This window comes from Peterkaempfera podocarpi (assembly GCF_042466665.1).
Classification (GTDB): Bacteria; Actinomycetota; Actinomycetes; order Streptomycetales; family Streptomycetaceae; genus Peterkaempfera; species Peterkaempfera podocarpi.
Genome location: NZ_CP162102.1, coordinates 1,044,935 through 1,067,029, shown reverse-complemented (window position 1 = coordinate 1,067,029; position 22,095 = coordinate 1,044,935). Strand labels below are relative to the sequence as shown.

Annotated in this window: 20 protein-coding genes and 3 pseudogenes; 12 read left to right on the top strand and 11 right to left on the bottom strand. The window is 69.8% G+C overall.

The features are described from left to right. Nucleotides 1–18: 18 nt before the first annotated feature. Complete coding sequence (locus AB0761_RS04885) at nt 19–381, top strand: hypothetical protein (RefSeq protein ID WP_377267711.1); 363 nt, start codon at nt 19–21, stop codon at nt 379–381. A gap of 402 nt (nt 382–783) precedes the next feature. Here AB0761_RS04885 and AB0761_RS04880 read toward each other — a convergent pair. Then, nucleotides 784–970, bottom strand: a pseudogene (locus AB0761_RS04880) (hypothetical protein); the annotation flags it as partial. 75 nt (nt 971–1,045) lie between these two features. Between AB0761_RS04880 and AB0761_RS04875 the strand changes: the two are divergent. Together AB0761_RS04875 and AB0761_RS04870 are read left to right on the top strand one after the other, a co-directional pair. Beyond that, nucleotides 1,046–1,585 (top strand): hypothetical protein, encoded by a 540-nt coding sequence (locus AB0761_RS04875; RefSeq protein WP_377267710.1) that lies wholly within the window; start codon nt 1,046–1,048, stop codon nt 1,583–1,585. A gap of 427 nt (nt 1,586–2,012) precedes the next feature. Further along, nucleotides 2,013–2,693: a hypothetical protein gene (locus AB0761_RS04870; protein ID WP_377267709.1), complete on the top strand. Its 681-nt coding sequence runs from the start codon at nt 2,013–2,015 to the stop codon at nt 2,691–2,693. 383 nt (nt 2,694–3,076) lie between these two features. On the opposite strand, the gene AB0761_RS04865 is transcribed toward AB0761_RS04870, so the two are convergent. Both AB0761_RS04865 and AB0761_RS04860 read right to left on the bottom strand, forming a co-directional pair. Beyond that, nucleotides 3,077–5,062, bottom strand: coding sequence for a phosphocholine-specific phospholipase C (locus AB0761_RS04865; RefSeq protein WP_377267708.1), 1,986 nt, complete (start codon nt 5,060–5,062; stop codon nt 3,077–3,079). A gap of 82 nt (nt 5,063–5,144) precedes the next feature. Beyond that, nucleotides 5,145–6,887: a hypothetical protein gene (locus tag AB0761_RS04860; protein ID WP_377267707.1), complete on the bottom strand. Its 1,743-nt coding sequence runs from the start codon at nt 6,885–6,887 to the stop codon at nt 5,145–5,147. Nucleotides 6,888–7,282: 395 nt separating this feature from the next. On the opposite strand from AB0761_RS04860, the gene AB0761_RS04855 reads away from it, so the two are divergent. Next, nucleotides 7,283–7,414 carry a hypothetical protein gene (locus AB0761_RS04855; RefSeq protein WP_377267706.1) on the top strand — a complete coding sequence of 44 codons (132 nt, stop codon included), beginning with the start codon at nt 7,283–7,285 and terminating at the stop codon, nt 7,412–7,414. On the opposite strand, the gene AB0761_RS04850 is transcribed toward AB0761_RS04855, so the two are convergent. The 3 genes and pseudogenes from AB0761_RS04850 to AB0761_RS04840 form a co-directional block, all read right to left on the bottom strand. Next, nucleotides 7,401–8,384 carry a zinc-binding alcohol dehydrogenase family protein gene (locus AB0761_RS04850; protein WP_377267705.1) on the bottom strand — a complete coding sequence of 328 codons (984 nt, stop codon included), beginning with the start codon at nt 8,382–8,384 and terminating at the stop codon, nt 7,401–7,403. The genes AB0761_RS04855 and AB0761_RS04850 overlap by 14 nt on opposite strands. Then, complete coding sequence (locus AB0761_RS04845; protein WP_377267704.1) at nt 8,381–9,295, bottom strand: helix-turn-helix transcriptional regulator; 915 nt, start codon at nt 9,293–9,295, stop codon at nt 8,381–8,383. Before AB0761_RS04845 ends, AB0761_RS04850 begins: the two co-directional genes overlap by 4 nt. Nucleotides 9,296–9,415: 120 nt before the next feature. Next, a pseudogene (locus tag AB0761_RS04840) lies at nt 9,416–9,523 on the bottom strand (IS5/IS1182 family transposase); the annotation flags it as partial. Nucleotides 9,524–9,619: 96 nt separating this feature from the next. On the opposite strand from AB0761_RS04840, the gene AB0761_RS04835 reads away from it, so the two are divergent. The 5 genes from AB0761_RS04835 to AB0761_RS04815 are packed head-to-tail and all read left to right on the top strand — an operon-like array spanning nt 9,620 to nt 13,914. After that, a complete protein-coding gene (locus AB0761_RS04835; RefSeq protein WP_377267703.1) occupies nt 9,620–10,204 on the top strand; it encodes an RNA polymerase sigma factor in 585 nt (194 codons plus the stop codon). Beyond that, entirely contained in the window at nt 10,201–10,941 is a 741-nt protein-coding gene (locus AB0761_RS04830; protein WP_377267702.1) for a hypothetical protein, read from the top strand. Before AB0761_RS04835 ends, AB0761_RS04830 begins: the two co-directional genes overlap by 4 nt. After that, complete coding sequence (locus tag AB0761_RS04825) at nt 10,938–11,681, top strand: ABC transporter ATP-binding protein (RefSeq protein ID WP_377267701.1); 744 nt, start codon at nt 10,938–10,940, stop codon at nt 11,679–11,681. The genes AB0761_RS04830 and AB0761_RS04825 overlap by 4 nt, the downstream gene beginning before the upstream one ends. Beyond that, entirely contained in the window at nt 11,678–13,273 is a 1,596-nt protein-coding gene (locus AB0761_RS04820) for a hypothetical protein (RefSeq protein ID WP_377267700.1), read from the top strand. The genes AB0761_RS04825 and AB0761_RS04820 overlap by 4 nt, the downstream gene beginning before the upstream one ends. Then, nucleotides 13,270–13,914 (top strand): hypothetical protein, encoded by a 645-nt coding sequence (locus AB0761_RS04815; protein WP_377267699.1) that lies wholly within the window; start codon nt 13,270–13,272, stop codon nt 13,912–13,914. Before AB0761_RS04820 ends, AB0761_RS04815 begins: the two co-directional genes overlap by 4 nt. 60 nt (nt 13,915–13,974) lie before the next feature. Here AB0761_RS04815 and AB0761_RS04810 read toward each other — a convergent pair whose 3' ends face one another. Both AB0761_RS04810 and AB0761_RS04805 read right to left on the bottom strand, forming a co-directional pair. Next, the gene (locus AB0761_RS04810; RefSeq protein ID WP_377267698.1) at nt 13,975–14,283 is read right to left on the bottom strand and encodes a nucleotidyltransferase domain-containing protein; all 309 of its coding nucleotides are present in this window, start codon (nt 14,281–14,283) and stop codon (nt 13,975–13,977) included. Nucleotides 14,284–14,554: 271 nt separating this feature from the next. Beyond that, nucleotides 14,555–14,908 (bottom strand): annotated as a pseudogene (locus AB0761_RS04805) (GntR family transcriptional regulator); the annotation flags it as partial. A 192-nt stretch (nt 14,909–15,100) separates the two neighbouring features. Between AB0761_RS04805 and AB0761_RS04800 the strand changes: the two are divergent. Further along, nucleotides 15,101–16,018, top strand: a complete 918-nt coding sequence (locus tag AB0761_RS04800) for an NADP-dependent oxidoreductase (RefSeq protein WP_377267697.1) — start codon at nt 15,101–15,103, stop codon at nt 16,016–16,018. A 247-nt stretch (nt 16,019–16,265) separates the two neighbouring features. Here the strand turns inward: AB0761_RS04800 and AB0761_RS04795 are convergent, their stop codons facing one another. Next, entirely contained in the window at nt 16,266–18,230 is a 1,965-nt protein-coding gene (locus AB0761_RS04795) for a SpoIIE family protein phosphatase (RefSeq protein ID WP_377267696.1), read from the bottom strand. Nucleotides 18,231–18,796: 566 nt separating this feature from the next. Here AB0761_RS04795 and AB0761_RS04790 point away from each other — a divergent pair. After that, nucleotides 18,797–19,531, top strand: a complete 735-nt coding sequence (locus AB0761_RS04790; RefSeq protein ID WP_377267695.1) for an alpha/beta hydrolase — start codon at nt 18,797–18,799, stop codon at nt 19,529–19,531. A gap of 414 nt (nt 19,532–19,945) precedes the next feature. Here the strand turns inward: AB0761_RS04790 and AB0761_RS04785 are convergent, their stop codons facing one another. Then, the gene (locus AB0761_RS04785) at nt 19,946–20,380 is read right to left on the bottom strand and encodes a winged helix-turn-helix transcriptional regulator (protein WP_377273935.1); all 435 of its coding nucleotides are present in this window, start codon (nt 20,378–20,380) and stop codon (nt 19,946–19,948) included. A gap of 140 nt (nt 20,381–20,520) precedes the next feature. Between AB0761_RS04785 and AB0761_RS04780 the strand changes: the two genes are divergently transcribed. Further along, the gene (locus AB0761_RS04780; protein WP_377267694.1) at nt 20,521–21,393 is read left to right on the top strand and encodes an aldo/keto reductase family oxidoreductase; all 873 of its coding nucleotides are present in this window, start codon (nt 20,521–20,523) and stop codon (nt 21,391–21,393) included. 278 nt (nt 21,394–21,671) lie between these two features. On the opposite strand, the gene AB0761_RS04775 is transcribed toward AB0761_RS04780, so the two are convergent. Then, entirely contained in the window at nt 21,672–22,091 is a 420-nt protein-coding gene (locus AB0761_RS04775) for a MarR family winged helix-turn-helix transcriptional regulator (RefSeq protein ID WP_377267693.1), read from the bottom strand. Between the last annotated feature and the right edge of the window lie 4 nt (nt 22,092–22,095).

Sequence of the window (22,095 nt, the reverse complement as noted above, 5' to 3'; positions counted from 1 at the left end):
CACCATCAAGGAACTGACGTGATCGCACACGAGATCTTCAGGGAAAGACTCACCGCGGACCTCGTGCGAGCCGGCCTGCCGATCGCTGCCACCTTGGACCCGTCCCTCTCCTCCGGTATCCGCCTGGACACCCTCGATGAGAGTCTGCCGCCGTCGGTATTCCTGGAGTGGAGGGTCCATCCCCAAGTCACCGACCACTTCCTGAGCCTGGGCCCCGCGGAACTACTGAGCGATCCGCAGGCACAGGCGATGCAGAACGCGCGGCGGGCGATGAACACCGCCGTCACCGCCATTCTGGAGTTCGCCGGCTATCAGGTACGCGAAGCGAGGGGCGAGCAGGCCGGGTCCTTGGTCGTCAGCCGGGCAGTCTCGACGCCGTAACAGCCGGTTCTGCTCCTGCAGGAACTCCGCCCCTCCAGAAGCACCGTCTGCCGGGCGCAGACGTCGTGGTTCTTCTCCATGAGTGTCCCCCTGCGGGTTGGGCGCTGTTCGGGGGCGGGTGTCCTGGGAGTCCTCCGACTACCGCTCCACACCCACCTCCCGACCGAGCCGGTCAGGGGGCCGCAGATACGTCCCGGGCGTTGCGGCAAGAACGCTGCCAGCTCATCGTGGGTGTTCAAGGTGGGTGCGGAACGCCGCAAACCTGGCCGCTGCATCGGGTCTGTTGGTGGAGCGGAGACCAGGCGGAGTCATGGTGACGAGTGGTGCAGTGAGCTGTACCGCCGGCCAGCGGCACTACCGCGAAATACCAGGTGCCCGTGGCGTGTTCGTCGAGCACAATCATCATCTGATCGGCATGCTGTCCGCGCAGGTCAGACAGGTGCCCTAGCGGGCTGGAAGCACCATATCCGGCGTCCCACCCGCATGCGGGACAGGTTCGCCGGGCCCGCATCGCCGCTGCAAGTGCCGCGGTGCGGGCTGGGGTCATCGGCCGCACCGGGCGGGCCAGGTCAACGCGGTCCGGGTAGGCGGCGCGGACATCCCAGAAGGGCGACCGCCAGTGGGGAGGGTGAGCTCGTGGTCGGTGGGTCGTAGAGTCCCGCGCATGCATGCAGAACGTTCTCTAGACCTCCGTGCCCTCCTGATCAACGGCACCGTCGGAGTTGGCAAGACGTCAGTGGCCGAGAGTGTGGGTGACCTTCTCGCCGATGCCGGCGTGCCCAACGCTGTGATCGACCTCGACTGGCTGAGCAAGTCATGGCCAAGGCCTGCGGGGGACCGTTTTAACACCAGCATGATGTTGCGAAATCTGCGCGGCATCGCTGGCAATTACCTCGCTGCTGGAGCGGTTCGGCTGGTCCTAGCTGGCGTGATCGAGGATGTGGAGGGCCGAAAGCTGTGCAGCGATGCGATCGGTGTTGAGCTTTCGGTGTGCCGGCTGCAGGTCGATTTGCCCGTCAACCACCAACGACTCATGCGACGCCACGAAAATGAGCCAGAAGCGTTGCGATGGCACCTGGCCAGGGCTGGTGAACTGGCGGAGATACTCGAACAAGCATCAGTCGATGACTTCACCGTCGACTCCACCACGCGCTCAGTTGTGGAGGTCGCTGCCGAGGTGATCAGCAAGGCGGGTTGGCTGTGATGACCCTGCTGGCCGCGCGAGTCAATCTCCAGAGCGTTGACCCTTCGGATGCTCAGGCGGGCCAACGGCCAGAGATCGTGCCAACTCCGGCGCCTAGCCTCATCGGCCTCGGACCTCGGAGGCGTGGGTGGAAGAGATAGTCGTCGCGATCGTGGGCGTCGTCTTTCGCGGCGTTGCGTGGCTCGTCATGGACCTGATCGGTGACGTGCTGATGGAGGGGCTCGTAAAGGCCATCAAGTGGGCGTTCAGAGCGGTTGGCTTCCGCGGAAGGCTTGCTGCCAGGGCTGGGAGGCGGGCAGTTGGAGCGGCAGCCGGCCGGCGGTGCCGACGGTCGGGGGGACGCGCCTCAGCGCCGCTGAGACGATGGTGATGGAGCGGGGAACAAGGGCAGAAAGTGGTTGGGAGCGCCCTACATGAGGGGGGATCCGTGGACGACGCTCAGTTCATCGTGGTCGGCATTGCCGTCCTGCTGGTGCTTGTCGTGCTGGCGGTGCTGGCAAGCAAAGCGCTGGACCGTAGCTACCGTGCCAGGACGGCCGAATGGGCTGCCAAGCACGGCTGGGTGTACCGCGAGGGTGGCGGTGGTCCGTGGTGCAGCCAGTTGGATCAGGGAATGAAACGCGGAGTCAAGTTCCAGCTTGAGGGAACGCGACGCGGCCGCCATGTGCTGGTGGCGCACTGGTGGTTCACCACCAGAGAGACTGAGTGGGTCAGCGGAAGCGGGGACGAGGGCTGGCACTGGGAGACGCGTATCAAGACCCACCTTCGGATGGTGGTCGTCGTCCGGCTCCCCGTTCCCTGCCCGGACATGCGAGTGGAGGAGCGAGGGAGGGGATCCAGGTTGGGCCGCTCCCTGGGGCTGCGAGATCCTGCTGCCATCGGCCACGACGCCTTCGACCGGGCTTTTCGCATACGTGCCGCCAACCCCACCGTGGGGCGTCGACTGCTGACGCGCCAGCTCGTCGCGGCGCACCTCGCACGACGTGTTCCACTCTGGAGTGTCAGGGGGTTCGACCTGGTCTCGACCTGGGAAGGCAAGGTCAGGGCTGACGCCATTCTTCCTCGTGTCGAGGTGTTGTTGGACGTGGCCGATCTGCTGTCTCTGTGATCTCGAGGAGCAGAGTCGGCCTCGTCTGCTGGAGACGCCTGACGAACAGCACCACGTGATCGTGTGACGAGCTCTTGGCGAGATCCGCAGCAGCAAGGAGATCGCGCCGGCCGTCGAACCCCAACGCCACTGTGCGGCGGAAGCGCTGGAGATCCTGGGCAGCCAGTACGACCACCGCGGCTTCGTGCGCTCCTGGCGCAGCCGGCCCACGTCGTGGCCGCGTGCCGCCGTGCGACCGGCGGTCCGAGGTGGTCATGGACCGGTCCTCGCGCCGGTCCGGGCAGGCTGCGCCGGGCCCGGCCCGCGTCGCGGGTGCCGGGCAGACGGAACCGCGGATGCGGGGGTGGCCCGTCGGAGGGCCGCCCCCGCATCCGTCGGATCACTCAGAGCTCGTGCACCGTGCCCGCGTAGCGGCGGACGAAACGGGTGCCCGTGGACGCCGTGACCGTGAAGTCGTAGCGCCCGTCGGTGCTCTTCCAGCTGACGTTCTTCCGCGACCGCGGTCCGACCTGGACGGTGCTGCTGTCGTCACTGAAGTCGTTCGCGGTGACCGCGAAGGTGACCTCGGTGTCGCCGTCGTTGACCAGCCGCAGTTCGACCGAGGCGTGCTCCGGCTTCCCGGACGGCCGCAGGTCCGCGGTGACCGAGGGCAACGCCACGTCCGTCTGGTCCTCGGGGACGACCGTGCCGGAGAAGCGGCTGACGAAGCCGTCGGCGCCGTACAGCGAGAAGTCGTACCGGCCGTCGGTGGCCGTGGTGTCCCACACATAGGTGCGCGACGAGCGGGGCTGGACCAGGAACGGGGAGCCACTGAAGGGGTGGACGATGTTCGGCAGCACCGTGAAGACGTAGGCCACGCTGCCGTCGTTGACCATCGTGCAGGTGACCTTGCCGGTGCGCCGGTCCACCGTGACGTCCGCGAACGGGCGGTAGGGCAGATTGCGGTGCGGCCGGTCGCCGGCCTCCTGCTGTGGCATCTTCTGCTTGCCGTCGGCGGGGGCCTGCACGGCCGGCAGGTTGTGCTGCGCGGTCGCCCGGGCCTTGAGCTCGTCGGTGTCCGGCAGCTTCGGGATGCTGTAGTCGGGGTTGGAGAAGTCGAAGCAGGTGGTGAGGTCACCGCAGACGGCACGGCGCCACGCCGAGATGTTGGGCTCGTGCACGCCGGTGACCTGCTCCAGGAAGCGCAGCACCGAGGTGTGGTCGAAGACCTGGGAGTTGACCCAGCCACCGCGCGACCACGGCGAGCAGACCCACATCGGCACGCGGCTGCCCAAGCCGATCGGCTGGCCGTCCACGAACTCGCCCTCGGTGCCGGCCTCGGCGTACGGGGGCACCACATGGTCGAAGAAGCCGTCGTTCTCGTCGTACATGACGAGGAAGACGGTGTTCTTCCACACCTCCTTGTTGGACATCAGCGACTGCAGGGCCTGGTTGACCCACCAGGCGCCCCAGTCCGGGCCGGCGCTCGGGTGCTCGCAGTAGTTGAACGGGGCCACCAGCCAGGAGACGGTGGGCAGTTCGTTGTTCCTGCAGTCCTCGTCGAACGCCGTCAGGTCGTGCTTGGTCATGGCGTTGACGTACAGCGGCGAGTCCTTCGGCGCCTCGGCGAACTGCTTGAAGTACGACAGGGCGTTGTCGTCGTAGTCGCCGTTCTCGTCGTCCGAACCGTCCGGGTTGTGGTAGACGCGCCAGCTGATGCCGGCCTTCTCCAGCCGCTCGGCGTACGTCGTCCAGTCGCCGACCGGGTTCTCGGTGACGATCGAGTTGTCGATGAACGGGCCGGTGGTGCCGTCCGTTCCGGGGCCGGGGGTGCCCGTCCACAGGTACAGCCGGTTGGGGTCGGTGGGGCCGTTCAGCGAGGTGAAGTACTGGTCGCAGACGGTGAAGGCGTCGGCCATGGCGTACTGGAACGGGATGTCCTCCCGGGTGAAGTAGCCCATGGTGTAGTGGCCCTTGGCGGCGACCCAGCCGTTCTGCGCGCCGTGGTTGACGGCCTGGTGACCGGAGGACCAGCCATGGTCCAGGCCCCCGAAGTCCTGGGCCTTGAAGGCGCTGGTGTCGAAGCGGAAGGGGAGCGAGTAGCCCTCGGCCCGGCCGCCGTCGGGCTGCTGGAAGACGGAGTTGCCGTTGGGGAAGACCACGCCCTGCTTGTCGTCGAAGCCGCGGACGCCGTTGAGGGCGCCCAGGTAGTGGTCGAAGCTGCGGTTCTCCTGCATCAGGATGACGACGTGCTTGACGTCGTGGACGCTGCCGCGGGGGTGGCGGTCGCCGGAGTCGGCCTCGGCGGTTCCGGTCATTCCCGGCAGGCCGGCCGCGGCGGTCGCGCCGGCGGCGGCGACGACGAAGGAACGGCGGCTGAGAGGGGTCATGGCGTGCAAGTCCTTTGGTCGGGCAGTGCGGTCGGACGGTGCGGCCGTCCGGTGGTCGGGGGGCGCTGCGGACGTCCGGCGGTCAGTGGCCGGCCTGCAGCCTGAAGGTGACCACCGCCGCGGCGTGGTCGGAGGGCCAGCCGTTGGCCGCGGTGTCCGGCACCTGCTTCGGCCAGCCGGTGGTGAGGTTGTGCGCCTCGACGACCTTCAGGGAGCCGGCGTACTGGATCTGGTCGATCCGGTCCTGCGGCTCCGCGCCGCCGCCGTCGTGCTCCTGGCGCACCGGCGACCAGGTGATACCGGGGGTCTTCGCCGGGTTGGAGTTGTCCTTGCGGAAGGCGTCGGTCAGGCCGGCCTTCTCCAGCGTCTCGGTGACCGGCCAGGCCACCGGACCCACGCCGCCGTGCTCGTCGGCCGTCTGCTTCGTCCAGTCCCGGTGGGAGGGGGAGGCAAGGCCGGCCGCGAGGATCACGGGCGTGTGGGAGCCCAGGTCGTACCGCATCGCGGCGACCAGTGCCTGGGCCTGCTGGTAGCGGACCGTGCGCTGCTCGGCGGAGACCAGCTGGGCGGCACTGGTGTGGCCGTCGACGGCGTACGGGCCGTAGTTCGCCTCGTCGAGCTGAGCCGCCCAGAGCCGCACCGTGGTGCGGCCGGGCAACTGGACGGTGGCCGAGACGGCGGGCAGGGCCGCGGTCGGGCCGGTGACGTCGGTCAGCGGGTAGCGGCTGATGATGCCGAGGCTGCCGGTGCTCTGGTGGACGTGCCAGCCCAGCGCCTCGCCGAGGGCCTTGGCCGCGGTCCCACCGGTCTCCTGCAGGGCCACCACGTCGAGGTTCTGGGTGAGGACGACACGCGCCTGCTTCTCCAGAGGGCTGGTGACGTGCGCGCCGGCGTCCCAGAGGTTCAGGGAGGCGACCTTGAGGGTGAGGTCGTCCTTCTCGTCGCGGACCGGCACCTGGACGGTCACCGTGTCCTTGCCGTTCACGCTGTCCTGCACGCCGACCACGATCCGGCCCGGGTCGCGTGGGGCACGCGACGGCGCCTTGGCGGTGACAGTGCCGTCGGAGGCCACGACCAGCCAGGAGTCGCCGGAGATCCGCCGGTAGGCCGGGGTGCCGGGCTTGTTGCCCTCGGGGCGCACCCACAGGGCGTCGAGCGGGACGCGCACGGTGTCGCCGGCGGTCGCCGGGGCGGTCACCGCGTCCACCGCGGAGTACGGCGGCTGCACCGGGGTGAAGCTGAACGGCCCGGTCCTGGCAAGGATCGGGTACATGTCGTCGAAGAGCAGGTAGGCGGTGTAGGGGCCGCCGGTGAGGCCTGAGGTGTCCAGCGTCAGGGTGCCGGAGCCGGGGGCGGAGTAGGCCCACACGAGGGAGCCTCCGTCGCCGGGCTGCCGGTCCCCGTCGTAGATGCCGATCCAGTTCTTGGCGTTGGGGGTGGAGGTGCTCCAGGTGAAGGTGAGCTTCTCACCCTCGTGGGGGGCGAGGTCGTTCACCGTCAGGCTGTCGCCGGACGCGAAGGAGATCGGGGCCGACGCCTGGGCGAGGACCTGGGTTCCGTCGTTGTAGAGCAGGTACGCGGTGTACGGACCGCCGGCCAGGGCGTGGGTGTCGACGGTGGTGGACCCGGACGTCCCGGAGGTCACGTAGCTCCACGCCTTGGAGCTGTCGCCCGGGGAAGTCGCCGGACCGTAGATGCCGATCCAGTTCTTGGCGTTGGGACGGTCGGTGGTCCAGGTGAAGGTCAGCTTGTCGCCCACGTGCGGTGCGGCTGGGGAGGCCAGGACGAGGGTGCTGGGGGCCGCGTCGGCGGGCTGGGGTGGCATGGGTGGCAAATCCTCTCCGTCCGGTCCGGGCGGGACGCCCGGGTGGGCGCGCGGGCCGGACAGCCAGACCGGCGCATCGGCCTGGCGGTGAAGCGCTGGTCACGGGTGCGGCGGTGCCGCGCGCCCCCAGCACGGTCCAGTTGGCTGTACAACTTCGCCCCAGTAAGCGGTTCGCTCGGAAATGCCGTGTGAACCACGCATGGCGTACGGCCGGTCGATGGCCGAAGAGTTGCCGCCTGAACAGAAGGAATCGGCTCAATCACCCGCAGGGAAAGGCAGATCAGCAGCCGGGCGCGGCGGCGCGGCGCACGTGGCGGCCCGCCGGGTTCAGCGCGCGCTGTGCATACGGGGAGGAGCGTCGCCGGCTGTCGCCCACCCCTGCGAGAGGACCCCCCGTGTCCGGGACCACCCCCGTCCTCCACCTCGGCGCACCGCCGTCCTGGGTGGCCAAGGCCCGCGTCCCGCTGGTGATCTCCGCCGACACCCTCTTCACCTGGATGCGACGGTCGGGCGTCACGGTGCCGTGACGTCGAGCACGAGCTTGCCGGTGGTAGTGCCCGATTCGATGCGCTGGTGGGCCTGGGCGGCTCGCCCCAGTGGCAGGGTTTCGACCTGCACCTGCAGGTCCCCTGCGGCTGCGGCCGCCACCGCGCGGCGCAGGGCCCGACCGGTCTCCTTGGGGAAGGCGGCGGAGAAGGCGGCCAGGTTGAATCCGGAGATGGTCTTGTTGGTGAACCACAGTTCGTTGGCTGGAATGCCGACGTCGACAGCGCCGGAGGCGTTGCCCATTACCACCAGCCGTCCCATCGGAGCGAGCCGGTCCAGGCTGGTGCGGCGGGTCGGGCCGCCGACCATGTCGACCACGATGTCGAACTCGCCGGCGTCGGCGATCCGATCGCGCAGGATCACCTCGTCGTAGCCGAAGCGCCGGGCAGTCTCGATCTTGGCTGCGCTGCCGACGGTGCCGACCACGCGGCCGGCACCCAGCAGGCGGGCCGCTTGGCCGAGCTGGCTGCCCACGCCGCCGGCGGCCGCGTGGACCAGGACGCTCTCCCCGGGCTCGATGCGGGCCACCCGGTCCAGCACCAGGAACGCGGTGGTGCTGTTGGACGGCAGGGCCGCGGCGACATCCATCCCGATACCTTGACCGTCCAGCGGCGCGACCAGGTCCGCGGAAGTGACCACCACCTCGGCGTAGCCGCCGCTGTCGACGATCGTGAGCGCGGCCACTGGCTGCCCGACGGACAGGTTCTCAACGCCCCCGCCCACCGCACGGATCCGGCCCGCCACCTCGATGCCGGGCACGAAGGGCAGCAGCACATCGACCACACCGCGCCGGTAGAGGACCTCGGCGAAGTTGGCGCCCGCGTAGGCCACGTCGATGGCGACCTGGCCCGGTCCGGGTTCGGGAACCGCCACGGTGGCGACCTGGAGCACCTCGGCCTCGCCGAACTCAGGGATGATCACTGCCTTGATCTGCGTCTCGCTGCTGTTCATGGCAATGATTCTGCGGGCGCGTCGGCGTCGTGGGCAGTGTCCGCTTGTCCGGGGTGTGGTACCACCAGGCTGGGCTGCCGCATCAGGGCCTCCACGCGCTGCTGGGTATCGGTACCGGGACGCGGGTTGTGCAGGATCAGGTGGTGCCCGGGGTGCTCGGGCAGCGGCAGCAGCGTGGCATCGAAGACCAGCGTCCCGGCCTCCGGATGATCGACCGCCTTCACCGCGTTGGTGTGCTCGGCCGCATCGTGGCGCTCCCAGAGCTCGGCGAACTCGGGGCTGACAGCTGCCAGGTCGCCGGCGATACGCTCGAACTCCCCATCGTCGGGGTAGCGCGCCGCGTCGGCTCGAAAGGCGGCGGCCACATCGGGGGCGGCCTCGGCCCAGTGACAATGCAGCACCCGGTAGCGGACGTTGGTGAAGAAGGAGACCAGGCAGTTGTGGTCGTTCTCGCCGTAGCCGAACACCACGCGCGCCGCGTCGTTGACAGCGGTGAAGTTCCAATGGCGGTCGCGGACGTACCCCGGCCGCGGCGACCAGGAGTCCAACAGCCGCTGAACCTCCGGTGAGGGCGCCACCGAGGGCCGGGCGGATCTCTCAGGCGCGTTCAACCCGGCCAGCCGGTAGAGGTGGGCACGCTCGGCGGCACCCAGCAGCAACGCCCGCGCGATCGCGTCGAGGACCTCCTCGGACACCTTGATGTCCCGCCCCTGTTCCAGCCACGTGTACCACGACACCCCGACCCCTGCCAGCACCGCGACCTCCTCGCGCCGCAGCCCCGGCGTACGTCGCCGCCCGCCGGCCGGCATCCCGACATCAGCGGGCGAGACCCGGGCGCGGCGGCTGCGCAGGAACTCCCGCAACTCGGTGCGGCGGCTGTCGCGGGACACAAAGGAATCACCACTGGCCATGGGACCCACCCTAAGTCCTGTCCAGCCATTGATCTTTGCGCGTCCGAGACCTGGTGGTGGCCCCGCAGGCCCATGGCCGCGGGCCGGGCGGGCGGATCCTCGAACGGCTCACCGCAGCGGAACGATCTCCGGGCGGGTTGCGGGTCCGCCGAGCCCGTGTCGTGGGACGCGAATCCTGGCCATGATGGCCTCGGATGCCGGTGCGTCTCCGGCCTGGCCGGCGGGGACCGGGGGAGGGTCAAGGGCCGTGCCCGACTCCCCCTGACCCAAAGTCCAGGCGCCTCCCCGTGAACCCAATCCCCCTTCGCGGCAATAGAGGGAGTGATGGACGACGATGAGCTGATCGCCCGCCTGGCCGGCGGCGACGAGGGTGCGCTCCGTGAGCTGTTCGGCCGGCATGCGCCGTGGCTGGCGGCCCGGTTGCGGATGGCTCTGCCGGCCCGGGATGTCGAGGACGTGCTGCAGGAGACGTTCCTGGCGGTCTGGCGCAGCGCGCGGGACTACCGTGCGCAGGGCTCGGCGGGCGGCTGGCTGTGGGTGATAGCCAGGCGGCAGGCGGCTGGGTGGCTGCGCTGCCACGCCCGTGACGCAAGGCCGGTCGACACCGCGTCCCTCGACGACGCCGCTCTTGACAGTGCCCTGGCGGCCGCGGGACGTGCTGCCGCTCATGACCCGATCGAGGCCGTCCTGACGCGGACCGACCTGGCCGCCGCAGTGGCGGTACTCGGCCCGCCGGGCAGCCCTGAACGGGAGGTGTGGCGGCTCATGTATGTGGAGGACCATCCGGTCGCGCAGGTGGCGCAGCAGATGGGCGTGCCCCAGGGCACGGTCAAGAGCCGGGCCCATCGGGTGCGGCGGCTGATGAGGACGGCGCTGATCGGGCGGGCTGCGCAGGAGGAGGGACTGTGAGCAAGGCGTCGGGTGACCCGCACGCTACGGGTCCGGACGGTCGGGACCTCGTCGCCGGCGACGGGGTCGACCTCGAGCGGGTGTGGGTGGGCGTGGCGGCCCAGGTGTGGCGGCGCGACCCCGGGCGGATCGAGCGCCTCGCGGCCCGCCTGCTGCGTTCGCCCGGCCTGGCACGCGCCCTGCTGGCCACGCCGTCGCTGCTGCTGCCGTGGCTGATCGCCACGGTCGTGGTGTTGGCCGTCGGCGCCGTCGTCACGGCCGGGACCGGGCAACCGGTGGTCGCGCTGGCCGCGCCGGGGCTGGCCGGGGCCGCGGTCGCGTACTCGTACGGGCCCGGGCTCGACCATGCCTGGGAGCTGTCGCGCACCATGGCGGTCAGCGACCGGATGGTGCTGCTGGCCCGGGTCCTCGCGGTCTTCGCGGTCAACGCCGCGCTGGCCTCGGCGGCTTCGGCGGTGTCACCCACCGCGGGGGGCATCGCGTTCGGCTGGCTGGTGCCGATGGCCGCGGTGTCGGCGCTCGCGCTGGCGGTGGCCACCGTGGCCGAGTCGGCGAACACCGGGGTCGGCGCCGCGCTCGCCGTGTGGACTCTCACCGTGGTGGGGAGCCAGTCCGCCACCGGGCAGTTCGGGGCCGCCGTCACCCTGTCCGGGCTCGTCCTGCCGTACCTGGCGGTCGCCATCTGCTGTGTCGCCGTCGTGCTGCGCTCCACCAGGACCACGAAGGGAACCCTGTGAATATCGAGATCACCGACCTGACCCGGCGGTTCGGCCGCACCCGGGCGGTCGACGGCGTGAACCTCCGCACCGACACGGGCGTGTTCGGACTGCTCGGCCCCAACGGGGCGGGCAAGACGTCACTGTTGCGGATGCTGGCCACGGTCGTCCCGCCGAGCTCCGGCAGTATGCGGCTGCTGGAGCGCGACCCGTCCGAGCACCGACCGCGCCGGGAGATCAGGCGCCGGCTGGGCTATCTGCCGCAGAACCTCGGCTACTACCCGGGGTTCACCGTCGTCGACTTCGTCGAGTACTTCGCGCTGCTCAAGGAGATGCCGCCGCGCCAGGTGCCGAAGGCGGTGGCCGCCGCGGTGGAACGGGTCGGCCTCGGCGACAAGGCGAAGGCCAAGCTGCGGACGCTGTCCGGCGGGATGCTGCGCCGGGTCGGCATCGCCCAGGCGATCGTCAACGACCCGGAACTCCTGCTCTTCGACGAGCCGACGGCCGGCCTCGACCCCGAGCAGCGCGTCGAGTTCCGCTCCCTGCTACGGGAGTTGGGGCAGGGAGCGACGGTCGTTGTCAGCACCCACCTGGTGGAGGACGTGGGCGCCGCCTGCGTCGAGGTCGCCCTGATGCACCAGGGCAGGATCGCCTTCCACGGCACCCCCGACGAACTCGTCGCACGCGGCAACAGCCACGGTACGGGCGACGCACCGCTCGAGCGCGGCTACAGCGCGGTCCTCGCGGAGGCGCGGGCATGAGCGCGACCTCCGGTCCGGTTCCCGTCCCGGCCCTTGCCCCGGAGCCGGCGGGCGGCGGCAGGCGGTCGCTGCGTCCCGGAATCCCGGATGTGCTCACGCCGGCCGCCGGCCGCCTGCTGCGACTGGAACTGCGCCGCAACGCGATGATGTGGATGGTGCCGCTGGCTCTGCTGGCGTTCTGGCTGGACACCTACCGAAGCAGCATGGCGCTCTCGCCTCTGTGGAGTTCCCGCACGCTGATCCTGCGGCAGGGCGCGGCCGTCGACGACTTCGCACCCTTCGCGGTGGGTGCGGCGGCCTGGGTCGGTGGACGCGACCGCCGTCGCGGCGTCGTTGAGCAGGTGGACATCACCCCGCTGCCGCGCTGGGCCGGTCGCCTGGCGACCTGGGGCGCGACCACCGGGTGGGCGCTTGGGGCGTATCTGGCCTGCGTGGGCTTCCTGTACGGGGCCATCGCCTGGAAGGGGGCGGCCGGCAGCCCGCCGTGGTGGCCGGTCGTGGTGGGCGCCGTCGCGCTGGTGGCCTGCAGCTCCCTGGGCTTCGCGCTCGGGGTGCTGGTCCCCAGCCGGTTCACCGCACCCCTGGTGGCCGTCGTCACCGCCCTCGCCCTGCGGCAGACGCTGCGCAGCGGCGGCCGGTACGTCCTGCTCTCCCCGGTCGCCTCGCCTGCCTACTCGCTGGCCCCGCCCAAGGCGGACGCGGGCGTCTTCTACCCCTACCTGCCCGACCTCTCCCTCACCCAACTGGTCTTCCTCAGCGGACTGGCCGTCGCGGCGGTCGGCGTGCTCGGCGTGCAGGCGGTCTGCGGCCGGCCCGGCCTGCGCTCGCTGGCGGCGGGAGTCGTCGCGATGGGGCTCGCCTCGTGCGGGACCGCCGTCGCGCTGATCGGGAGCGCCCGGGTGGAGGCGAACGGCGTGGTCGTCTCCGCCCTGCACGATGCGGCCGACGACCGGCCCCTCAGCTACGTGCCAGTGTGCGGCGGCATGACGATCCAGGTGTGCCTCCACCCCGTCTACCGGGCCTACCTGCCCACTCTGACCACGGCCCTGGACCCGCTGCTGCGCGAGGTGGCCGGACTGCCGGGCGCGCCCGTACGCCTGGATCAGGTCGCCCTGACCGATGGGCGGTCGCCGCTCGCCGAGGCGACGATGACCGGTGCACCGCCCGTGCTGCATCTGGCCCTGAACATCGGCTACGACGGCGCGATGTGGGTCGGACCGATACCGGCCGGGAAGGTGCCGCCCGGACAGTGCTGCACCTCCCAGCAGATGTGGACCAGCGTCCCGCACGTGACCGCACAGGTGCTGCCGACGGTGGCCGGAACGGTCCTCGACCGTCTCGTCGGCCACAACGGCCAGGCGCAGCAGGCGGTCCTGGAGGGCGTGTTGAGGGCCGCAGGGGTATCGCTGGACAGCACGTCGTTCTTCGCCCAGGTCGACGGGAGCCAGATCGTCCTGCCGCCGCCCGGAACCCCGGCCTACGCGGCGGGGGAGCGGTTCGCTGCGCTGCCCCCGGCCGAACGGCACACCTGGCTGACCGCTCACCTGACCGAACTCCGCTCCGGTCACATCACGCTGGAGGAGCTGCCTTGACCGGCACGATCGTGGCGGCGGACCTGCCCTGGTTGCGGCAGGCCGGGCCCCGGCTGGTCCGGCTCCACCTGATCAGCCGCCAGATCCCCGGCGCGATCGGCCTGCTGGCCGGCTGCGCGGTGCTGCTGCGCATCGCCCTGCACCTGCACTGGCTCCGGGGCGACGCCGCCGCCGCCCAGCAGATGCTGCTGCTGATCGAATGTGCGGCCGCCTCCGTCGTGGCCGTCGCGGTCCGCAGCCCGTTCGGCGAGAGCGAGCGCGCGGCGGGCGGCCTGCTGCCGGTGCTGCGGCTGGGTACGGCCCTGCTGCTGACGGCAGCCGCGGTCGGAGCGCTGGCGGTCGGCGCGGTGGCGGAGCGGCTACCGGGCGGCGGCCTCGCTCTGGTGAGGGACGTAACCGGCCTGGCGGGCACCGGCCTGATCGCCGCCGCAGTGCTCGGGGGTGCGCTCGCCTGGGCAGGCCCGCTCGCCTGCACAACGCTCAGCGAGATCGCCCTCATGCAGAACTGGCAGACCCCTTGGACCTGGGCTGCTCGGCCCCCGCACGACACAGGCGCGTGGCTCTGCGCCATCCTCGCCTTCGCCGCGGGCACCGCCGTCATCGCCGCGCGTGGCCCCCGGGACACGGGCGGAGAGTCATGAGCCTGGGCCGGCTCAATCCGGTGCTCACGGGCAGGGCGCCCGGGCCAGGGGACACCTCGGTCAGGACGCGAGTACGGTCGGCGAGTGCTCCTGGTCGATGGGGAAGTGCGGCTGCGGTGACGGTGCCAAGGAAGACGTAGTTGGGTTTGCCCACTGCACCGGAAGTCGCTGTTCGGATAGCAGTTCCACGCCGAACCGCCGGTGCAGGGCCGCCATGTCCTGACAGCCCTCGTCATCGAGCGCGTACCCCGTGTGGCACAGCGCCTGCGCCTGCGCGGTCAGGCAGCGGACCTGCTCCCCCTGGAGAGACCCGGTCCCGCCGAACCATGCAGCCTCATAGACCCTTGCCTGCCGGTCTCCACCGCGCAATCACGGTTGCCCTCCCCGTCGAAGACAACGGGATGGACGTCCAGTACCCCTGGCGCAGTTCGGCGGGCACGGCCAGGTGGTGTGGTGTCCCGCGTGAGAACTCGGGTTGGTGTCGCTGACCTGCGGCCTTTCCCTGCGGGGGACTCCTGCTTCCGGCGTGATCGGGCATCACGCGGTGGCCGTGGATCCACTGGTCGGCATGCCGGTCGCTGGAGCCGGCAGGCCTGCGGCTGCTGGGCAACGCAGCGAGGGATCAGGGTGAGTAGAATTTACTCCACGGCTTCAAGCACCCGTCGTCGCTTCGCTCCTCCGGGCGGGAGCGGGACGCGGTGGGTGCGGTTCCTGGCCCGGGCGAAGTGCGCTCTGCCACCCGGGTGCCGAGCCCTGGCGTGCGGTGAGCCGGCCCTCGGCCACCAGGTCGGTGTACGCGTCGGCGACCGTGTTGCGTGTGATGCCCAGGTCGGCGCCGAGCGTGCGGGAGAAGGCCAGTCGGGTGCCGGGTGCCGGGCGCCGGCCGCCCGGAGTGGACCGCTTCCAGCAGCGCCTTCGTCAGCCCCTTTGCGCAGGCCCGGCCCGGTCGGCTCGGCATGCAGGTCCAACCCGGAGTGGCCCAAGATTCCGCCATGGAAATGGACCATCCTCCTGGGCTGCTCCGCTCCTAGGGTCGGAGACATGACCACGAGCGAATAGCAGGCCGGCCGGCGCTGTCCGGATCGGCCGGCCGCGTCCTGTCGGCCCCGCCGAGGTGATGTCGAACAGGCCCTCCATCCCCGCAGCACTTCCACCAACGAGACACATGGCCGAGGAGGCAATTCCGATGAGAGCGATCGTGGTGACGGACCAGGCCGCGGGAACGGCCGGGATGACCCTGGTGGAGCGACCCGAGCCGCAGGCGGCGATCAACGATGTCGTCGTTCGGATTCATGCGTCGGGATTCGTCCCGACCGAGCTGGCATGGCCCTCCACCTGGACCGATCGCCTCGACGGTGACCGAACACCGTCGATCCCCGGGCACGAGCTGGCTGGAGTGGTCACCGCCCTCGGCTACGGCACGACGGGACTGTCGGTGGGGCAGCGGGTGTTCGGCATCACGGACTGGTACCGCGACGGCACCCTCGCCGAATACGCGGCCGTCGAGGCGCGCAACCTTGCGCCGCTGCCGGGCGATGTCGACTTCACGGTGGGCGCGAGCCTGCCGATCTCGGGCCTGACCGCGTGGCAGGGACTGTTCGAGCACGGCCGCCTTCAGGCGGGGCAGAGCGTGCTCGTGCACGGTGCGGCCGGCGCAGTCGGGTCGATGGTGTCGCAGCTTGCACGTGAGTTCGGTGCGTACATCATCGGCACCGGACGCGCTGCCGACCGTCAGACGGTGCTCGACTTCGGCGCGAATGAGTTCGTCGACCTCGAGAACGACGCCCTGGAAGAGGTCGGCAGCGTCGACCTGGTGATCGATGGCATCGGCGGCGACATCGGGAGGCGGTCCGCAGGCCTGGTTCGGTCCGGAGGAACGCTGGTGTCCATCGTCGGGCCGCCGGAGGCGCGGCCCGACCATGGGCTGGCGGTCGACTTCGTCGTCGAGTCCGATCGTGCGCAACTGAGTGAGATCGTCCGGCGGGTGCAGGACGGACGACTGCGGACGAACATCGACAACGTCTCGACCCTCGACGATGCCGTCGCCGCCCTCAATCCGACCGAGCGACGCAAGGGGAAGACGATCATCCGTGTTCGTCCGTGAGGACTCGCGCTGCGGGGACTCAGCGGGAAGAGCGGCGCCGACGCGTTCCGACCCAGGTCAGTGCCTTGCCAGGTCCGCCGCGATCCACATACGGCGCCCTCCGAGTCAGGGCTCTGAGTGACGGGGGCTGGAGGGCACTCTCCGCGGCCGGCTTGGCCGAGTCATCGAGAGCACACCGCTCAGCGAATGAGCGAGACGGGTCTTGCAGTGGGGTCCGTGCCGAGGGCGTGTGTGGACGCGGGCGCCGTCATATGCGTCGGATGATCAGCACGGCCACGTCGTCGAGGTGGTCTACCGCGACCGCGGCGTCGAGGATGCGGTCGGCGGTCTCCTCGGCGTTCAGCCCGTCGTGGACGGCTTGGGCGGCCAGCGCTCCGGCTCGCTCCAGCCCGGCGTCCAGTGTCAGGGCCGGCCCTTCGACCACGCCGTCGGTGACCATGACCAGCACCGCGCCCTTCTCCAGTGTGAAGGTTTCTTCGTGGTAGTCGGCGTCGGGCAGGACTCCCAGCACCGGGCCGCCCGGCAGCTCACGGATGCTGTGGCTGCCGTCGTCGCGTGCGTACAGCAACGGCACATGGCCGGCGCTGGCGCCGGTGACCTCTCCGTCGTCCGGATCGACATGCAGCATGGTGCAGCTGGCGAATCGTGCGGCGTCCATGGTGACGAGCAGCTCGTTGGTGCGTGTCAGCACGGTTGCGGGATCCGGTTCGTGGGCGGCGATCGCGCGCATCGAGGCGCGCACCTGTCCCATGGCTGCGGCGGCGTCCACGTCGTGCCCTTGGGTGTCGCCGATCTCCAGGGCGATGGCACCGTCGGGCGTGACGAAGGCGTCGTACCAGTCTCCGCCGATGTCGAGCCCGTCGCGGCTCGGTCGGTAGCGGGCGGCGACCTCCAGGCCTGGGAGGTGCTCGGGCAGTGTGGGGAGCATGCTCTGCTGGAGCGCCGTGGCCAGCTCGACTCGTGCCTCTTGCAACCTGACGCGTTTCACCGCCTGGCCTGCAAGGTCGGCAAGAGTACCCATGAGGGCCCGCTCATCCGGGGACGAGTGGTGTTCGCTGTCGTAGGTCACCAACCAGGCCCCGAGCGGCTGATCGCCGACCGGGCTGAGAGAGGTGATCGAGACGGCGTAGCCGGAGTCGAGCTGATCGAAGTACGGCAACATCGCCCCGTGCGGCCAGCGGCGGATGTAGTCCTCCCGGTTGGCAATGAACTGCGGCTCGCCGGTGCGGATCACATAGGGCAGGGCGCTGGGGGCGTCGAGCGGCAGGCCGTGCAGGGCGGCCATCGGTTTCGGGATCCCGGCATCGGAGGAGACGTGCACGCGGCCTTGTGTGATGAGCGCCAGCGCGGCGCCGGTACCACCGAAGGTCGCGGCGAGCCGCGTCAGGACGACCTGCCGTACTTCTTGCTCCGTGACTGCGGTCATCATGGCGGAGGAGAAGGCCGCGATCTCGTCGGCGCGCTGACGCTCAGCACTCAGCGCGACCAACGCTCTGCGTCTGCGCGCTTCCCTCCTGGTGTCGTCGCGGATCACTCCGAGGACCCGCTCAGGGCCGCCGAACCCCAGAATGATCCGACGGGCCTGGCAGACCAGATGGTGGCAGCCGTCGAGCTCGGTAAGGAACCGCAACCTGATCCAGGGGGACCGGGCGGCGGTCGACGTCACGAGCCGCCGCAGAGCCCCGTGGTCATCGGGGTGGACTCGCCGAACCACCTCGGACAACGACATGGAGGCCTCGGGGAACAGCGCCGCCAGGGCGGGTGCGCCACCGAGCCACTCCAGCTCGCGCTCCTGGGGCGCATACATGCACAGACCGAGGTTGGCGGCCTCGATCGCCAGACGGAACGGGATCAACAGGCTGCCCCGGTCGTTTCCCGCGTCCAACGAGTGCACCCACACCAGCGGCTCGCCACTTACGGGACCGTTCGCTGTTCGCGCCTCGACAAGGCAGACGACAGATGCTGCACCTGGCCCGGGGAACTCCAGCACCCGCATCGCGACCGTCTTCGTCGTGGCGGCGTGGGCCAGAAGACTCTCGACCGCAGTCAGCTGGCTTGCGGGCAACAGATCACCGAAGTCCCGACCCACGGACTGCTCCACTGACCTGCCCAGTGCCCTGGCCATCGCCGCGTTGAGGCTGCGGATTGCTCCGTCCACGGTCAAGAGAGCCGAGGGTGCAGCCCTTCGAAGGAGTTCGTCCGAGGCGTCCATCTGCGGCTCCCTGACACGGAACAAAACGGACTCTTCAATGATATTCACGCATTTGGCTGAGATGTCTCCGTAACGGGTGTGTCTGACCGCCTGCGTAGAGTGACGGCGGCAGGGAACCCGCTGGAAACGGTAGGCGGCGGCGCAATCGCCCCCCGGCCGGCTGTGCGAGCAACGCGGCGGACTGCGACGGACGCCTGCAGAGCGAGATCGGACAACCGCCCGCACATGAGATGGGGAGGCATCGGCAGCACGTCGTGGGCAGAGCTACTGGAAGCCTCATCGCGGCTTCCCGAGGCGAGGCCCGACGGCGGCGGGGCACGCTGGGGGCGCTGTCGTTTCTCTCATGACCCTCGGATGTTCGGACTCGTTGGCGTGCGGTCACGGAGACCCTCGCAGGAACCCGTTGGCGAATCACGGTGAGCATTGCTAACCTTCCGGAGGCCGTGCGAGCGAACGAGGAGGTGGTACCCGTGAACATATTCACGTGGGTGCTCTCCTCCGGGGTCACGGTCGGGCGATAGGTCGTCCGGGAGCGCCGTTTCTGAGCTCTCCCGAAAGGCACGACCATGCACTTCACTTCCGAACAGCGTTTCGACGACGGCGTCATCGAGCGTGAATTCACCCTCGGCGAGATCCCCGGCATCCTGTGGACGCCCGCAGCCGCGTCCGCACCGGTCCCGCTGATCCTGCTCGGGCACCCCCCGCTCGGACTGCGCAAGATGCACCCCCGACTGGTGGCGCGGGCCCGGCAGGCCGTGGCGGATGGCTTCGCCGCGGCCACCATCGAGCTTCCCGGAAGCGGTGACCGGCCCCGTTGGGCCGCTGTCGAGCAGGCCCGCGCCGACCTGCGCCGGGCTATGGAGGCCGGCGGGCCGGTCGGCGACGAGATCATCGACGCCCTCGTCCTCCCGCTCGTCGAAAAGGCGGTCCCGGAATGGCAGGCTGCCCTGGACGCCCTTCTCTCCTTGCCCGAGATCGGAGGCCCGGTCGGGTACTCGGGGGGAGTGATCTCCATCGGCATCCGGTTGGCGGTGGTCGAGCCGCGCATCGTGGCGGCCGGCTTCTTCGCCGGGAGTCTGGTGCCCGCCGCCATGTTCGAGGAGGCTCGCCAGGTCACCATTCCGCTGCATATCCTGTTGCAGTGGGACGACAAGGGGAACGACCGTCAGGCGGCCCTGGACCTCTTCGACGCCTTCGGCTCCAAGGAGAAGACGCTGCACGCCAATATGGGCGGGCACACCGGCGTCCCGCAGTTCGCAGGGGAGGACGCAGCCGGGTTCTTCGCCCGGCATCTGCGGTAGCCACAGGCTGACCCCGCCGTCAAGCCTGCAGCTGACGGTAGGCCGAGTCGGCCGGGATACTGCTCGGCGAGGGTAGGTCCGGGCGCTCCTCTGCTGTGCCGCGGGACCCCGGCAACTCGCGGTGTCGGTACATCCGGGCCCTGCGTGACGAGGGCCTGCACGACCCCGATGGGGTTGTGTAGGCCCTCGTCGTTTTTCTGGGTGGGTTCGTGACAAGACTTCACCCCCGCAGCGTCGAAACCCGCTGTCCCGGATCAGCGGGAACTTCAGCGTGAGGGAGGTCGCCGAAGATCCTGCTGGACCTCGCACTGACCACCGCGATGGGCGGGGACTGCCTGGCGGATATCCGGCTCTTCGCAGTTGAGGGTGTGGCGCTGAAGTACATCGAGCTGTTGGACGGTTGGATGTGAGTCGTCAGGTGGTGCGAGAGTCGTAGTTCTCGCGGCTTGTGAGGACCTCGTCCATGTGCGTCTGCGCCCAGTTTCTGAGCCCGCGCGTCATGTGGTGGAGGGAGAGGCCGAGGTCGGTCAGCTCGTAGGAGACGGTGACGGGGACGGTCGGTGTCGCGGTGCGGGTGAGTAGGCCATCGCGCTCCAGCGACCGTAGCGTCTGGGTCAGCATCTTCTGGCTGACCCCAGCCAGAAGACGGGAGATCTCGGAGTAACGCATCGCTTTCGGGGCGTCTGCGTGTGTGGCGGGCTGGCGAGAGCTGTTGTCGCCGCCCAGCGCACACAGGATCAGGACAACCCATTTGTCCGAGATGCGGTCGAGCAGCTGCCGGCTGGGGCATGCTGCCATGAACGCGTTGTACTCCACCTTGGCCTGAGCCCTCTTCCGGGCCGCCTTCATCGTCGTCACTGATCGGACCTCTCCCCTGTGGGTGGGTTGCGCACTTCAAAGTGCCTACTTCCCGACAGGAAGTTTCTCTCCAATGCTGATGCAGGGAGGCAGAAGGCGCCACCCCCAAGTGCACGACGAAAGGCAACAAGATGAGCACACCTTCCCTCTCTCTGCCCGGCGGCACCTGGAGTTTGGGCGACCTGACCGTCACCCGGTTCGGTTACGGCGCCATGCAACTGGCGGGCCCGTGGGTCATGGGGCCGCCCGCCGATCGCGCCGGTGCCCTGGCCGTTCTGCGTGAGGCGGTTGACGTCGGTATCACCCATATCGACACCAGCGACGCCTACGGGCCGCGCGTCACCAACGAGTTGATCCGCGAGGCCTTGCAGCCCTATCCCGAGTCCTTGCACATCGTGACCAAGGTGGGCGCGATCCGCGACGGCCAGGGTGGCTGGCCCGTCGCACGGCGACCCGAAGATCTGTGCAGGCAGGTCCAGGACAACCTCAAGTCCCTTGGGCTCGATGTACTCGACCTGGTCAACCTCCGAATCGGCAACGCCGAAGGTCCCCAGCCCGGCTCGCTCGCCGAGGCGTTCGGGACGCTCGTCGAACTCCAGCAGCAGGGACTGATCCGCCACCTCGGGGTCAGCAACGCCACCACGGAGCAGGTCGCCGAGGCGCAGAGCATCGCGCCGATCGTGTGCGTGCAGAACATGTACAACCTCGCCCACCGCCACGACGACGAGCTCATCGACCGGCTCGCCGCCGACGGTGTCGCGTACGTGCCCTTCTTCCCCCTCGGGGGCTTTACCCCGCTTCAGTCCGCGGCGCTCTCGGCGGTCGCCGCTCGGCTGGAGGCGACCCCGATGTCCGTCGCACTGGCCTGGCTGCTGCAGCGATCTCCGAACATCCTGCTCATCCCCGGCACGTCATCGAGGGCACACCTGCGTGAGAACATCGCGGGCGCGGGACTCTCCCTCTCGCATGAGGACTTGACCGAGCTGAACGACATCAGCCGCTGAATGCCCCCGAGGCAAACGGTCCACGACCGAAGCCACCGTCGGGTTCCGGTCCCGGTCACCTTCGCGTGACCGGGGCCGAGGCGGGACGATTCGCCCTCACCGTCAGCGGCCACCTGAAATTCCCCACGGACGGCCAGTTACGATGTAACAGTCAGCGACAAACATGCGGGCTGGCCGAGGCGCACGCCAGCCACCCATTTCGGGCCGCACCGAAGCGGCCGCTCAACGGGCAGCGAGGGATGGATACACCCGCCGGAGGTGTGTCCTGGCGGTCGGGTCTACGTGTCTCGTTCTGCGGTGAGGCGCTGAAGTAGGTCGAGCAGGGTTGCGCGGTCCGCGTGGGACAAGGCGGAGAAGCAGTCGGCAAGCACCTCGTCAGCGACCCTGTGGCCGACCGTCAGAACTTGCTCACCGAGGGGCGTGAGGTGATGCTCGATGCGCCGGCCGTGTCCCGGTCGGCGCTCCACGAGGCCCTGTGCTGCGAGGCGGCCGACGAGCGTTCCGAAGGCTTGCCCGGTCTGAAACGTCGCTGCGGCCAACTCGCGGGCCGATGACCCGGGTGAGCGGCTGATCGCACGCAGGGCGTCCCACTGGGCCAGCGTCGTGCCGATGGCCGAGAGTGCGCTGTCAAGTGCCCGATGCTGTCGATACTGGGCTTGCTTGACCGCTCTGCCGAGTTCTTGCAGCTCACCATGCATGGAG

Bases quoted from the DNA above. Each gene is read 5' to 3' on its own strand.
- AB0761_RS04875 (WP_377267710.1), top strand. From the start codon at position 1,046: ATGCATGCAGAACGTTCTCTAGACCTCCGTGCCCTCCTGATCAACGGC.
- AB0761_RS04865 (WP_377267708.1), bottom strand. From the start codon at position 5,062: ATGACCCCTCTCAGCCGCCGTTCCTTCGTCGTCGCCGCCGCCGGCGCG.
- AB0761_RS04860 (WP_377267707.1), bottom strand. From the start codon at position 6,887: ATGCCACCCCAGCCCGCCGACGCGGCCCCCAGCACCCTCGTCCTGGCC.
- AB0761_RS04850 (WP_377267705.1), bottom strand. From the start codon at position 8,384: ATGAACAGCAGCGAGACGCAGATCAAGGCAGTGATCATCCCTGAGTTC.
- AB0761_RS04845 (WP_377267704.1), bottom strand. From the start codon at position 9,295: ATGGCCAGTGGTGATTCCTTTGTGTCCCGCGACAGCCGCCGCACCGAG.
- AB0761_RS04835 (WP_377267703.1), top strand. From the start codon at position 9,620: ATGGACGACGATGAGCTGATCGCCCGCCTGGCCGGCGGCGACGAGGGT.
- AB0761_RS04820 (WP_377267700.1), top strand. From the start codon at position 11,678: ATGAGCGCGACCTCCGGTCCGGTTCCCGTCCCGGCCCTTGCCCCGGAG.
- AB0761_RS04800 (WP_377267697.1), top strand. From the start codon at position 15,101: ATGAGAGCGATCGTGGTGACGGACCAGGCCGCGGGAACGGCCGGGATG.
- AB0761_RS04795 (WP_377267696.1), bottom strand. From the start codon at position 18,230: ATGGACGCCTCGGACGAACTCCTTCGAAGGGCTGCACCCTCGGCTCTC.
- AB0761_RS04790 (WP_377267695.1), top strand. From the start codon at position 18,797: ATGCACTTCACTTCCGAACAGCGTTTCGACGACGGCGTCATCGAGCGT.
- AB0761_RS04785 (WP_377273935.1), bottom strand. From the start codon at position 20,380: ATGAAGGCGGCCCGGAAGAGGGCTCAGGCCAAGGTGGAGTACAACGCG.
- AB0761_RS04780 (WP_377267694.1), top strand. From the start codon at position 20,521: ATGAGCACACCTTCCCTCTCTCTGCCCGGCGGCACCTGGAGTTTGGGC.
- AB0761_RS04775 (WP_377267693.1), bottom strand. From the start codon at position 22,091: ATGCATGGTGAGCTGCAAGAACTCGGCAGAGCGGTCAAGCAAGCCCAG.